Source organism: Streptomyces sp. NPDC104367 (assembly GCF_055583825.1).
Genome location: NZ_JBVJND010000043.1, coordinates 1 through 12,477, shown reverse-complemented (window position 1 = coordinate 12,477; position 12,477 = coordinate 1). Strand labels below are relative to the sequence as shown.

General features: G+C 71.9%; 17 protein-coding genes and 1 pseudogene. All 18 read right to left on the bottom strand.

The window, feature by feature from the left end:
• Position 1 precedes the first annotated feature (1 nt).
• Positions 2–637, bottom strand: a complete 636-nt coding sequence (locus tag ACZ619_RS40390; protein WP_469610326.1) for an HAD family hydrolase — start codon at positions 635–637, stop codon at positions 2–4.
• Positions 634–1,797 (bottom strand): MFS transporter, encoded by a 1,164-nt coding sequence (locus tag ACZ619_RS40385; RefSeq protein ID WP_469610324.1) that lies wholly within the window; start codon positions 1,795–1,797, stop codon positions 634–636. Before ACZ619_RS40385 ends, ACZ619_RS40390 begins: the two co-directional genes overlap by 4 nt.
• Positions 1,794–3,014, bottom strand: a complete 1,221-nt coding sequence (locus tag ACZ619_RS40380; protein ID WP_469610466.1) for an ATP-grasp domain-containing protein — start codon at positions 3,012–3,014, stop codon at positions 1,794–1,796. The genes ACZ619_RS40385 and ACZ619_RS40380 overlap by 4 nt, the downstream gene beginning before the upstream one ends.
• A gap of 95 nt (positions 3,015–3,109) precedes the next feature.
• Positions 3,110–3,448, bottom strand: a complete 339-nt coding sequence (locus ACZ619_RS40375; RefSeq protein ID WP_469610321.1) for a hypothetical protein — start codon at positions 3,446–3,448, stop codon at positions 3,110–3,112.
• 49 nt (positions 3,449–3,497) lie between these two features.
• Positions 3,498–4,730 carry an MFS transporter gene (locus tag ACZ619_RS40370; RefSeq protein WP_469610319.1) on the bottom strand — a complete coding sequence of 411 codons (1,233 nt, stop codon included), beginning with the start codon at positions 4,728–4,730 and terminating at the stop codon, positions 3,498–3,500.
• Entirely contained in the window at positions 4,727–5,242 is a 516-nt protein-coding gene (locus tag ACZ619_RS40365) for a hypothetical protein (RefSeq protein ID WP_469610316.1), read from the bottom strand. The genes ACZ619_RS40370 and ACZ619_RS40365 overlap by 4 nt, the downstream gene beginning before the upstream one ends.
• Positions 5,239–6,120 (bottom strand): winged helix-turn-helix transcriptional regulator, encoded by an 882-nt coding sequence (locus ACZ619_RS40360; protein ID WP_469610313.1) that lies wholly within the window; start codon positions 6,118–6,120, stop codon positions 5,239–5,241. Before ACZ619_RS40360 ends, ACZ619_RS40365 begins: the two co-directional genes overlap by 4 nt.
• Before the next feature lie 31 nt (positions 6,121–6,151).
• Positions 6,152–6,571: a hypothetical protein gene (locus ACZ619_RS40355; protein ID WP_469610310.1), complete on the bottom strand. Its 420-nt coding sequence runs from the start codon at positions 6,569–6,571 to the stop codon at positions 6,152–6,154.
• Between the two features lie 11 nt (positions 6,572–6,582).
• Complete coding sequence (locus ACZ619_RS40350; protein WP_469610308.1) at positions 6,583–7,017, bottom strand: hypothetical protein; 435 nt, start codon at positions 7,015–7,017, stop codon at positions 6,583–6,585.
• The gene (locus ACZ619_RS40345; protein ID WP_469610305.1) at positions 7,014–7,469 is read right to left on the bottom strand and encodes a hypothetical protein; all 456 of its coding nucleotides are present in this window, start codon (positions 7,467–7,469) and stop codon (positions 7,014–7,016) included. The genes ACZ619_RS40350 and ACZ619_RS40345 overlap by 4 nt, the downstream gene beginning before the upstream one ends.
• A 118-nt stretch (positions 7,470–7,587) precedes the next feature.
• On the bottom strand, positions 7,588–7,932 hold the full coding sequence (locus ACZ619_RS40340) for an SH3 domain-containing protein (RefSeq protein ID WP_469610302.1): 345 nt from the start codon (positions 7,930–7,932) through the stop codon (positions 7,588–7,590).
• Positions 7,933–8,133: 201 nt separating this feature from the next.
• Entirely contained in the window at positions 8,134–8,856 is a 723-nt protein-coding gene (locus tag ACZ619_RS40335; RefSeq protein WP_469610299.1) for a hypothetical protein, read from the bottom strand.
• Between the two features lie 56 nt (positions 8,857–8,912).
• Positions 8,913–9,602 carry a hypothetical protein gene (locus tag ACZ619_RS40330; protein WP_469610297.1) on the bottom strand — a complete coding sequence of 230 codons (690 nt, stop codon included), beginning with the start codon at positions 9,600–9,602 and terminating at the stop codon, positions 8,913–8,915.
• The gene (locus ACZ619_RS40325) at positions 9,599–10,072 is read right to left on the bottom strand and encodes a GNAT family N-acetyltransferase (RefSeq protein ID WP_469610294.1); all 474 of its coding nucleotides are present in this window, start codon (positions 10,070–10,072) and stop codon (positions 9,599–9,601) included. Before ACZ619_RS40325 ends, ACZ619_RS40330 begins: the two co-directional genes overlap by 4 nt.
• Positions 10,073–10,101: 29 nt before the next feature.
• Positions 10,102–10,851 carry a DUF3631 domain-containing protein gene (locus ACZ619_RS40320; protein ID WP_469610291.1) on the bottom strand — a complete coding sequence of 250 codons (750 nt, stop codon included), beginning with the start codon at positions 10,849–10,851 and terminating at the stop codon, positions 10,102–10,104.
• Positions 10,848–11,333 carry a hypothetical protein gene (locus tag ACZ619_RS40315; protein WP_469610288.1) on the bottom strand — a complete coding sequence of 162 codons (486 nt, stop codon included), beginning with the start codon at positions 11,331–11,333 and terminating at the stop codon, positions 10,848–10,850. The genes ACZ619_RS40320 and ACZ619_RS40315 overlap by 4 nt, the downstream gene beginning before the upstream one ends.
• Positions 11,330–11,896 carry a DUF4913 domain-containing protein gene (locus ACZ619_RS40310; RefSeq protein ID WP_469610463.1) on the bottom strand — a complete coding sequence of 189 codons (567 nt, stop codon included), beginning with the start codon at positions 11,894–11,896 and terminating at the stop codon, positions 11,330–11,332. Before ACZ619_RS40310 ends, ACZ619_RS40315 begins: the two co-directional genes overlap by 4 nt.
• A gap of 267 nt (positions 11,897–12,163) precedes the next feature.
• Positions 12,164–12,382, bottom strand: a pseudogene (locus ACZ619_RS40305) (DNA methyltransferase); the annotation flags it as partial.
• Between the last annotated feature and the right edge of the window lie 95 nt (positions 12,383–12,477).

Below are 12,477 nucleotides of genomic sequence, written 5' to 3'. Positions count from 1 at the left end.
ATCAGGCGGTTAGAGCGAAGGCCGTTCGCAGGTCGGCGGGGCGGCCGGTGTAGTGCAGCGTGCGCAGCCCCAGGCGGCGGGCGGCGCGGCAGTTGTCGGCCCGGTCGTCCACGAACAGCACGCGTCCCGGGTCCGCGATGCCAGTGGCGGCCAGGGCCTGTTCGTACGTGGCCGGATCTGGCTTGCACACGCCGAGGCGGGCGGAGTACAGGGCGTCGTCCATAAGGTGGCGCCGCCAGTCGGTGGTGTCCAGGACGTTGCTGAGGTGGGCCGGGGCGTTGGAGAGCAGCACCATCGTCTGCCCCGACGTACGGGCGCGGTAGAGGATGTCGAGGACCTGGGGGTCAGTGCGGGCCCACATGGCGGTGTCGGCCGTGCGTAGTTCGCGCAGCAGGCGCGGGCCGGGGTGGTAGCCGAGCACCTTGGCCCAGTACGCGAGGTCGCTGAGCTGTCCGGCGTCGTACGGTTCGCGGGCGTTCCAGAAGGCGTTTTGGAGGGAGGCGAGGTCGGTGTCGGGCCAGCCGGCCAGCCGGGCGAGGTGCTGCCACTGGGCGAGGGTCGGCTGGACGCCGAGGACGCCGTTGTAGTCGAGGATCGCGGCGTCCACGCCGGTCGGGGAGGCGCAGGTGCGGGTCAAGAGGTGGGCCTCTCCAGGGCTTTGGGGGCAAGGGCGCCGACGGCTGCGGCGAGGAGGGCGGGCAGCAGCAGCGCGTGCGGGAGAGCAGTGAGGGTGGCTAGGCCGCCGATGAGGGCGGGGCCGGCGAGCAGGCCGACGTAGCCGGTGACCGCGACGGTGGCGACCGCGCGCGGGCCTCCGGCGCCGGCGGCGGTGATCAGGCTGGGGATGGTGACGGACAGGCCCAGGCCAAAGGCCGCCCAGCCGAGCAGGGCGAAGGTGATGATGGAGCCAGCCAGGCCGGTGGTGAGGCCGAGGGCGGCCAGGGTGGCGCCGGTGCGCACGACGGCGGGAGCGCCGAAGCGGGCGGTGAGCCGGTCTCCGACGAGACGACCTGCGGCCATGGCGCCGCTGTAGACGGCGTACGCTGCCGCGCTGGTCGCAGTGGTCGCGCCGAGGTCGTGCAGGTGGACGGCGGCCCAGTCGGCGGCGGCTCCCTCGCCCAGCAGGGTTGCTGCCGCGAGCGCGCCCAGCAGCCACCTCCGGGACTGCGGTAGGCCACGGCGTCCGTCCGGGCCCAGGGCGACACGGTGGTGTACGGGTTCGAGTGCGGGAGCGGCGAGGCAGCGCGTGAGCCTGCTTGCCGCACCTGCCGCCGCTGTGGCGGCGGCTCCGACGGCGGCGAACACGACGGTGTTGGAGATGTGCGCGGTGGCCGCGGCCAGCGCGGCGCCGGCGAGGGCGCCGGCGCTGTACGCCGCATGCAGCCCGGCCATGATCGGACGGCCGTGAGCATCCTGGCAGCGGACCGCGGCAGCATTGGCGGCGACGTCGAGGACACCGTGCGCGGCGCCGAAGACCAACGCCGCCACCAAAAGGCTCCCCAGGCTGCGGCAGGCCCCGAGGACCGCAAGACAGACGGCAAGACCGATCGCGCCGCCGGTCAGCAGCACGGGGAGGCGCGCCGGGTGGGCGAGACGTCCGCCCGCCTGCAGTCCGGCGACCATGCCGAGGGCGGCGGCCAGCAGGACCAGGGCGAGGGCAGCAGTGCTCACCTGGGCGGCGTGCTGGACGGCGGGTATGCGTGCGCCCCAGACGGCCATCACCACGCCCAGGCCGACGAAGTACCCGGTCAGCAGTCGGCGGCTGTACGCCAGTTCGGGCGCCACGGTCAAGGTCACGCCGTGTGCTCCCCGGTGCCCGAGGCGCTCTGCGCGGCCGGAGTCACCTGGACGTCGAGGGCCCGGTACGCCTCCTGGGCGCGGGCCTGGGCGATGGTAGCGGTCGGCCCGGTGGTGATCAGGTAGCCGACGCGGGCGGTGAACAGGTCGCCGCCGTCCTGCGGGAGCACAAGCTGGTCGCCGGCCTGTCGCTGGAAGACCACACGCTCCACGCCCGCGATGGGTTCCCTCATACGGCGGGTGGTGAGGGCGCCGGAGTAGGCCGGGTAGAGGAAGCGGATTGCCGCGGCCTGGTGGCGGGTGGGGGTGAGGTCGGGGGTGCGTCCGCAGGCGATGTCGGCGGCGGCGCGGGCGAGGTCAACGCCGGTGGCCAGGCGGACGAGGTGGCTGATCATGTCGCCGGCGATCCTCGCGTTGACCTCGATGAGGCGGGGGCGGCCGTCGACCAGCCGGAGTTCGACGTGGCTGACACCGTCGGTGACCCCGAGGGCGTCGAGCGCGGCGACGGCGGCAGGGGCGACGATGGCACGGAGCGGGTCGCCAGCGTCGACCATATGCGCCAGTTCCTCGAAGTACGGCGCGCAGCCGACGGTCTTGCGGGTGACGGCGACGACGGTAGTCTGCCCCTGATGCGTGACACACTCGACGCTCATCTCCGGGCCATCGAGGTACTCCTCGACCAACACCTGGGTGCTCTCCACTCCCTGGCCGGCGGTCCTGGCGGCGACGGCATACGCGGCCGGCAACTCGTCAGCGGTGTCGACGCGGACGACGCCCATGCTCGCGGCGTGCGCGGCGGGCTTGAGAACGACGGGAAAGCCGATACGCAGGGCCGCAGTCTGTGCCTCGTGCTCGGTGCGCACGCCCACCGAGGCGGCGGAAGGCACCCCGTGGCGGGCGAACAGGGTGCGCGAGGTGTGCTTGTTGCGGCAGCCCTGAAGTGCCTCGGGGGCCGTGGTGGGCAGGCCCAGTCGGCGGGCGAGCCGGGCGACGGGGACCAGGTGCCACTCGGTCCACGTCATCACCCCGGCCAGCGTGTGCCGCTCGGCGAGCGCCCGCCCGGCCTCATTCAGCGCCGTCTGGTCAGCAAGATTGGCGACCTCGTGGTCGAGAAGGAACTCCTTCTCCCAGGTCGGTGCGGCGCCGGAGATCAAGACGACGTCGTAGTGGGCGGCGACGTTCTCCAGGCATGTGCCGCGATACGCCTGGGCCTCCATGTCGGCGGCGGCCACGACCAGGACGACGGGGCGAGAAGACAACAAGGGCTCCAAACAGTGTGGTGAGGAAAGCGAGTTGAGGCACGGCGTGTGGGTCAGGGGGTACGGCGTCGGCGCAGTTCGAAGGCGGACGCCCACTGTGGGTGTTCCTCGATCAACTTGCGGGCGTACAGGGCGGTGAAGGAGTTGTTCAGTCCGCGCACGCCCGCCGGCAGCTGCCAGCGCAGGTCCTCGAACAGCGCCTTCAACCCGACCCGGGTGGCGCCGGCGGCGATCCGGTCGGCCGTCAGACGCTCCAGCGCGCGGTAGACGTAGGGGTGTTCGGCGTCGAAAGCCAGGAAGCGGTCGGTCAGCGTCGGGCGCGCACCCGCTCGCCACGACGGCCGGTCCATCGACAGGGCGTAGGGGGTGGCAAGGGCGTGGGACGTGGGCATGGCGGCGGTCTCCGAGGGGGGATCTGGATGTGACCGGGAGGGTCAGACATCAGGTGCGCAGGGCGGGGGCGGTGCGCAGCCGGGCGAAGGCGGCGGTAAGGCCCAGGGCCTGCGGTGCGGCGCACAGGGTGATCAGGTGGCCGAGCTGGGCGGGCGGCACGGTGGCGACCAGGACACCGGCAAGGGGGAAGGGCAGCAGGAGCAGCAGAATGGTCAGCGACAGGGTGGCGCCGAACACGTCGGCGGGGATGAGGCGGGAGCGCACGGTGCGCAGCACGACCGTCAGGCCGCCCTCGCCGGCCATGAGGACGGCGATCAGGGAGAGATAGGCGTGGTAGGTGTCGGCGAAGGAGACCGCCAGGCACGCCGTGGCGGCGGTCGTGGCGGACACGGCGCCGACCGGCCACAGGCCGAAGCGGTCAATCAAGCGGCGGCACACTGCGACCGCGATGAGGGTGGCGACAGCGGCGGCCGACCAGATCAGCCCCACATCGGCCGTGGAGTGTCCGAGCCGTTGGACGACGATCACCGGAGTGGCGGCCTGCAGCATCCCGACTGCCAGGTTGGAGGCGATCAGCCCGGCCACCAGCCAGCTAAGGGCCGGCTGCGCCCGCAGGACCGACCAGCCGGTGCGCAGCCCCTGGACGGCCGGCTGCCGTACGGCGGGCTTGGCCCGGTGGCTCTCGCGAGGTGCCAGCACGCTGGTGAGCAGTGAGAAGAAGGCGATCACGCCCAGCATCGCGGCGGCGCCGACCCATTCCAACAGCAATCCGGCCAGTGCCGGGCCCAGCAGGGTGGCGACCTGGTCGATGCCGAGCAGCGCCGACTGCACACGGTGCGCGCGGACGCCGGCCTCTCGGCCAGCTACCCCGCCCGCGGTCTCGGCCGCGATGTAGGAGCATTCGCTGAGGATTCCGGTCAGCGCGGCGAGCAGCATGACGGTGACCGTCGCGCCATATCCCGCGGCGTGCGTCGGCAGGATGACCGCGGCTGCCAGGACAACCAGGGCCCGGCCGGCGGAGGCGGTACGGAGCACGGCGGTGGTGCCGTGGCGGTCTACCAGCGTCCCGGCGAAGGCGAACGCGCCCAGGCGCGGTACCCATTCCAGCGCGAACGCGAGGCCGGTCAGGGCGGCGGAGTGGGTGGTGGCCAGCACCAGCAGCGGGATGCCGTAGGTGGCCGTGGCGAGCGCGGCGGCGTCCGTGCCGCGCGGCAGGTAGATGCCGCGCAGCAGCGTGGGAACCGGCCGACGGTCATACCGGGGTACGGCACAGGACCTCACGCAGCGCGCCCCGATTCCTGCGCGAAGTCCAGGGTGCGGGCGATGTCCTGGCGCAGGTCGCGCGGGTACGCCGTGAGCCAGGCGGACAGTGCCGTCCACGGGGCCGCCAGCTCAGATGCTGCGCCGGTGTGCTCCGGGCTGTCCTCCCGTACCTGGAGGGCATACTGGACGCGGGCGACGAAGTCGCTGGTCGGACCCGGCAGTTGGTGGGTGCGAGCCCAGCGGGCTGCGGTGTCGTACACCTCGGCGAGGTCCTGGCCGCTCGCGGTGAGCTGGTAGCGGGCCGTGGCGCGTCCGCGGGCGTGGATGAGGCCGAGGGCGTGTGCGGCGTCGATGGCGTGGCGCAGTTGTCCGGTGGTGAGGTCGCCGAGGGCGCCCTGCAGGCTGCCGCGGTGGCGGCTGATGGGGCCGTTGTCGTCGATCTCGGTGACCAGGCGGATCAGGGCCGGCAGGGTCAGGGTCCGGATCGCGCGGCGTTCGTGCAGGGTGCGGGCGGGCGGGGAGGCGGTCATCGGCGGGGGCCTCCTGCCGGAGTGATGGGGCGGGCGGGTATCTGGTGGGAGAAGAGGTCGCCGGGCCTCCACGCCGGGCCGGCCGGCGGCGTGGTGGCCAGAGCGGGCGTGGGAGACGGTGCGGCCGGAACTGCGGGTGCCGGAAGGCGGGCCGGGGTGGTCGCCCACGGACCGGAGAGGATCTGGGAGGGGGGACTCTCTCGCCGGCGCAGCGGGTCGGTCTCGGCAGGTGGGCGGGTTGCCCAGGTGGTGATGGCCTTGAAGACGGGGGCGAGTGCCTGGCCGCTGGCGGAAAGCCGAAAGTCGCCACTGGCCGTGACGAGGCCGTCGTCCATCAGACGGTCCAACGGCTTGTAGACGGCGTTCAGTCCGTAGCCGGGCATGGCCTCGGCGGCCAGGGTCTTGGCGCTCGCACGGCCCCGGAACATGAGGGTCATCAGGATCGGGGTGGCGTGGCGCGGGGCGATGAGGGTGATCGTGTCGTCGATATTCTGGGCCGGGGGGATTCGCTCGGGCCCTAGCGCGCCGGTGGCCTTGCTGCTGACGAGTTGCTTCTCCAGATGGGTGTCGCCCCAGGAGGCGATCTGGGCCAGGACCGGCAGCAGCCCGGTGCCGCGGTGGGTGAGGCCATAGGTGACGTGGCGCGGTGCGTACTCGGTGCGTTCGACCACGCCAGCGCTGGTGAGGTGACGCAGCCGGGGGTGGAGCTGGCCGTCGGCGAGCCACGGCAGCTTGGGCTTGATCTCGGCGTAGCGCAGCGGCTGGGAGGAGAGGGTCATCAGCACCCACACACTCCAGCGTGGGGCGAGCAGGTCCAACGTCTTGGTGACACTGATGAGGTCGTTCGGGGGGACGGGGGGCTGAGCAATGGTGGCCAAGGATGGTGCTCCTCAAGCGGTGCGGGGCAGATCAGCGGGTGCGGGACGGGGCGGGCGCCGGGGCGGCAGGTGTGGGCGGCATCGCAGGGTCGGGGTCCGGGGCCGGTGCGCGGCGCAGCCCTGCCAGGACCGCGCCGGTGTTCTTGGCCAATGCGTCGCGGGTGGCAACGGCTTCGGCGATGCGGCGGGCGCAGTCGAGGATGTGACCGGCGGCGAAGCGGCCAATCTCCCTCTCGGGAGCGGTGAGTTCGCGCAGCCTCTCCAGCTGGAAGGCGATGGTGCGTTCGGCGAGGACCAGGTCGCTGTGGCTGCCGGTGAGTGCGGAAAGCAAAGTGGCGTCGGGAGCGCTGTCGGCGAGGGCTTCGAGTTCGGCGAGCGACTGCCCGAACAGCGCCTCGATGCGCTGGGCAATGATCTCGGAGACCGGGTGAGCCGTGTCGGGCTGGGGCAATCGGCGGGCTTTCAGGGGCGGCTGGTCCGCACCGCCCCGGCACCGGGGGCTGGCGGAGCAGTGGCGGTGATCTTCGGCTGGGCGAACTGCACCAGCCGCCGCGGGCGCTGGCTGGGAGCGGGCATGGTCCGCAGGAGGTCGTCAAGGGCGGCGACGTACCCGTTGCGGCCGGCCAACGCCGCTTCCAGCCACCCGGCGTCCCAGCGCAGGTCCTCGGCGGACAGCTCGCCCAGGTCGCGATCGGGGGACATGGCGGCGCGGACGCGGTCCCGTACGCGGACGACCTGTTCCTCGGCGACGGCGAGGAAGCTGCGCAGTTCCAGCGCGCGGTGGAGTGCGGCATCCGTCTCACAGCGGGCCGCCTGCGCATACAGGTCGGCGACGGATGCGCCGAATGCCTCCTCTAGCGCGGAATCGCGGCTGGTGGACTTGTCGATGACGCTCATCGCGTCACCCCTCGCGCGGGGATGCCCCGCGCGCCGGGCGGTGTGGGCGCGGAGGTGGGCAAAGCGGGTGCGCGGCGCGCGGCAGGGGTGGCGCGACGCCAGGCGCCGGGTCCGCGCTTGCCGGGGGCGAGGGGGTCGAGGAGGTAGTCCACGACCATGGCGCGCCCGTCCCGTGCGGCGACCGCGGCGTCGACCCGGTGGGCCAACTCCACGGCAGCGTCGTCGAGTTCGCCCGGCTCGGTGCCGAGCGCCGTGACGAGCGCGTCCTCCGCGGTGTCGAGTGCGTCCTGGGATTCGGCAAGCAGGCCGTACCAGCGCACGACGCTGGTGGCATCGGGGTTGGCCTGGGGTGCCGCCGCGACTGCCCGGCGCAGATCGGCGAGCGGCATCTGAAAGCGGTCTTCGATCCGCTCGGCGACGACGCCCAGCACGTCCTGGCTGAACTCAGACACGAAATGGACTCCTATCATTCGCGTTCTCGGGGGCGGGAAATCCTGCGCCGCGAATCCGGTCCACGCGAAGGCGAATCCTCGAACTCAGTGCTGCACAGGGGAATTAGGCGCCAGCCAGTCAGTCCAGGCACATGCCGGCCGGGCGGTGGACGTACGTGGCGGAAACCCAGTCCGTGACACCGGTCGTCTTGTCGATGAAGCAGGGCCACTTTCCGCTGGTCTTGTGCGTAGTGAACTTGTGGCCCCGGTACAGGATCCCGAGCGCCTTGGAGTTGACGGATGCCTTGGCGCGGATGGTGACGGCCTTGGTGGTGAGCGTCCACGGCCTCGGCTTGCTGCAGGTCAAGTCGGTCACGGAGGCGGGCGCCAGGGCGGGTGCGGCGCTCGCGGTGGCGGCGGAGGCCAGCGGCAGCGCGAGAGCACCGAGCAGAGCCGCGGAGACGGCTATGCAGGTTGAGCGCATGGGGAATTGAGCTCCCTATCGATCAGAGGGCTTACGGGAGGAACAGCCTGCGGGCGGATGCCGTGCGGCCGAGAACAAGAGTCCGGAGAATTCCCGGTTTCGGTAACCGGGGATTGCGTGCTACATTCCACGCCACCTCCCCGAAGGCCGCTGGCATTTCACCTGCGCGTACGGCAGGAGCTAGGCCCGCGAGCCCTGAATTCAGTGGCCCGGACGTCGCGGTGAAGCGGGGCGCGCGGGCGGAGCAGGGACGCCAGGGGCGGTGGTGCGGCGGGCGACTGGGGAGGCGGTCGGCAGCTGGATCCCCTCGCCGCTCCAGTGCGCCTCCCACCACTGGGTGGCGGCCTCGAAGGTGGTGAAGCCGCCCTCGCGCAGAGTGTGCGTCCACGACTGGGTATCGATCTCTTCGAGCAGGATCCGGAACGGAAGCGGCACCTTCTCGTCGAGGGCGCGCAGCAGCACCGTGGTCTCCATCGGCTCGGTGTCGTGCGTGTAGCTGGTCAGCAGGGCGAAATGGTCGCCGTCGCGGCGCAGTCGCTGCTCCAGGGCACGGGTGGCCTGGTCGGCAGGCGTGGTGCCCGTGCCGCTGGCAAGGAGGATCTGTTCCTCGGGGCAGCCGCGGGCGATCAGCCAGGACTGGGCCATCGCGGGCAGGGCGAAGGCGGCGTGGTCGAACTGGAAGGTCCGCGCATTGCTGTCGCGCTGGAGATGGAGGGCGACGAGCTGGGGCTCGCCCGGGATGCCCCAGGTGACGGCGCCGTTGTGCAGCACGTAGAAGCTGTTCCGGTCGTCGCTGGTGTGGTGCTCGGCCAGGACGGTTAGCTGGTCCTCCTCGATGCCGATGTGCTGCCAGAACTGGTCGTCGACATGATCGTTGACGGCGCTGTAGCCGTCGAGGCGGAAATCCGGTGGGTGGGTGGGCATCGGTGCCTTCGGTTCGGCAGCACCAACAGCGCTGCGGTCGGTGAGGGTTGATCCGCTCAGCGACGCGGGTGCACGGGAGACGGAGAGGCCGCCGGCCGGGGCGGCGGCGTGGTACCGGGCGGGCCCGCGGGGCGCGGGACGGTGAGAGCGGCCCGGCCGGCGTCGGTGAGGGTGACGGGCTGGCCGGCGTGCACCGGATGGGAGGTGTCACGCTCCACGAAGCCGCTCGCCTCCAGGTGCTGCAGCTGGGCGTAGGAGATGCGGGTGCGCGAGCCGGTCGCCACAGCGAGCCGGTGGGTGATCAGGTTCTCGTGCAGCTTGGCGCCCTGGGCGATGGCGAGCAGCGCCGCGAAGTCCTTCGCCGCCACGTGCTGGGGCGTACGCGGCGGGGCGGCGGCTTCGATCGGCTCAAGCGCGGCGGCAGTCGTGGCCTGCCGGGCGTCGCGTGCGTCGATGGCGTGCGCGAGCTGGTCGACGGTGCGCTCGATCCGCGCGAACAGGGCCTGATCGACCGGGAATTCGCCGGAGGCCAGGCGGGCGAGACGGGCGCGGTGGAAGGTGACATCCCGCTCGGCCCTGACGAGTTCGCGGTGGGCGTCCGCCAAAGCCGCGTGCAGGGTGTCGAGGAGACCGGTGGTGCGGTGCCTCCACAGCGCCTCGACGCTGCACCCTGCGGCTGTCTCGATCCGGTGGTCGAACACGGTGCGCGGGCGGCGGTCGGGCGAGGACGCGGGAGGTGAGGTCATGTCGGAGCGGTCCGTGTGGGCGCGCGGGGGTCCGGGGCGTAGGCGTCCAGGGCTACGCGGACCTCGACGTAAAGGCCGTCGTGGGTGTGCCGGGTGGGCCCAAGGCTCTCCAGCAGCCAGAGCATCGGCCTGTTGGACACGTGCGTGAGCGCGGTGAGGGTGTGCGCCCCGCGCGTGCGGGCCATCCGGGCCGCGTGGCGGGCCATGGCCGTTCCGATGCCGCGGCGCTGGTGGTCGTCGGCGACCTGCAGTCCGAGGTCGAAGACGCCCGGCTCACGGCTGACGGGTCCGACGCAGACGAAGGCCAGGGGCCGCTCGTCCACGTCGAGTCCGATCCAGCACCGCGTCTGGGCGAGCAGCCGAGCCAGGTCACGGGGTGTGAGGCGCAAGCGGCCCCAGCGGCGCAGCAGATTCTCCGCGGAGCACTGTGCGTGGAAGGCGGCGACCAGGTCCCCGTCTGCCGCCGTCACCTCGCGGGTGTATGCGAGGGCGGGGTGGGTCAGCAGGAGCAGTCCGGGCGGGCGGCCTGCAGGTCATCGCGCCGGTAGGCCCGGTAGCGGCTGCCGTCGGGGGTACGCGGTTTGCGGGCCTGGACGCCGTAGGGGCGCAGGAGCAGGGCGAGACGGACCGGGGTGAGGTCGGCGTGGCGCCAGCGTCCCTCGGCCTCGCCGGGCAACTTGCGCAGCCGCGAGACCAGTTCTGTGGTGCTGATGTACTGGGCCGCGCCCAGTGTGTCGAAGATGTCGAGGCAGGCGTGGACGATCGTCCGCGGCAGGCTCGGGCAGGTCAGGAACTCCTCACACGTGTCTTCATGGCGGTCGTCGACATCGTCGTAGCCGTCGAGGTCGTCGGGAGCCTCCGGTTCCTCGAAGCCGAAGTCGTCGAAGCTCTCGACGTCGGGATCGAGGTCCGGTTCACCGTCGGGCTCCTCGTCGTCCAGCGGCTCGTACTCGCCCGCCGGTTCGGGCTCGTACGCCACCGCGCAGCAGCAGGTGGCGGACAGCAACGCGCTCAACTCGGCTCCGGCCGCCATGCGTTCGACCAGCAGGTCGGTGAGCGCATCGAGCCGCTCGGTCGCGGTGACGTCGGCGGGACGTTCTGCGCCGGCGAGGTCGGCGAGCTGCCTATCGAGGTTCTGGATCTCGGTGAACACATCGACGATGGCGCGGTGGTGCGGGTTCTCGGCGACCTGGGCCGGCGCCAGTACAGCGGCGGCGACCTGGTCGATCAGGCTGGGGAACTGCGTCAACGAACGGGGCCCTTCAGGGTCGGGGACAGTGCGGGGCTAGGAAGGCCGGGCAGTGTGTAGGGCGGAGGTCCGGGCTTGGGGACGGGCGGGCGGACGCCCAGCTGCGGGGAGCGGGTGCGGGCCGCGTGGGTGCGCTCGCCCAGGGGCCGCCTCGTAATGCCGAGGCGGGCGCGGGCGGTGTCGTACACGTCGTGCGCCTCCCGCAGTCGGACGGCCACGACATGAATCTCGGTGGTGTACGTGGAGGTGGCGGGCGCAGGCCGCTGGGCGTAGACGATCCGCCACGCGTTGCGGTGATCGACGTAGACCTTGCGGCATCCGGCGAGATCACGGGTGAGCTTGGCGCCGAACAGGCGGGCGCTGACGATGTCCTGGAGCTGGGCGAGCGCCAGGTCGCGGATGTCGCCGGGGGCCTGGAGAAGGTCAGTCAGGGCGCGCGGGTCGAAGGAAAGCCCGAAGGCCGGCCGGTCCTGACCGCTCATCCGGCCACCCGGCCGGACTCGCCGTTCCCCGCCGGCCCCTCCGGCTCCTCGGGCTTTTGGGCGGCGGCGGTGCGGCTGGAGGACCGCGGGCCGGGCAGCAGGCGGTGGGCGGGCCGGTCCGGATCGGTCATGCACGCCGACAGCGGCCCGCCGGCCGCCCGGACGGCGGCCATGGCGTGGGTGAGGAAATCGCGGTGCCACACGAACAGGCCGGACAGGCCCGCCTCGGGGTCCTTGTGCTGCTGGTAGGCCAGCCACAGAGCGTGGAGCCAGGCGACGACGTCAGGGTGTTCCTGCCACTGCTGGCACCACGGGGCGGCGGTGGTGACCTCCGCCCCGTAGACCCGGACCAGGAAGTCGTCCACCCAGTCGGACAACGCGTCGAGTTCATCCTCGTACTCCTCGCCCTCCAGCTCCAGGATCGGGCGGGGCTCCGGCAGCGCGGGCTGCGGCGCCAGGCCCGCGAAACCCGGCATGCCGAAGGCGCCGAACGCCGTGTCCGGGGGCAGCGGTGCGGAGGCGAGGCTGTCGAGCTGGCGGGCCTGTTCCGCGGACTGCTCCAGCAGTTTGCGGACGCTCGCCGAAACACTCTCCAGGTCGGAGTCCGGCAGCCGGACCGGTTCCGTCTCCCCGTCCCGCCGGGGGTTTATGGATTCAGGCACGAAAAGGGGCCTCCTTGAGCCGCGGCCGTCGGGCATGAATTGCGACTCAAACAATCCGGAGAATCCCCGGTTTCGGTAACCGGGACTTGGCTGCTATAACGCCAAGCACGGCACGGCCAGGGCGCGGCGGGCCACACCCCACCGGCCCGTCCGCACTGCACACAAGGATCAGGACGTGAGGACCAAGTCGTCCTGGGAGAGAGTCTGTTGCATCGTCTCCAATAGCCGCTCATTGGCGATCTTCGCGTAGTGCTCGGTCTTCTCGACACCGATGAACGAGCGGCCCTCCAGCAGGGCCGCGACCCCTGTCGAGCCCGAGCCGCAGGTGAAGTCGAGCACCGTGCCGCCCGGCGGGGAGATCTGCACCAGCTCCCGCATGACGGAGATTGAACCGCCCCGGGTCGGGTGGAGGCTCGATTCCATGTAAGGATTGAGTCATGGCACGACCCTCCCGTTACCCGCTTGAGCTGCGCCGTCGTGCG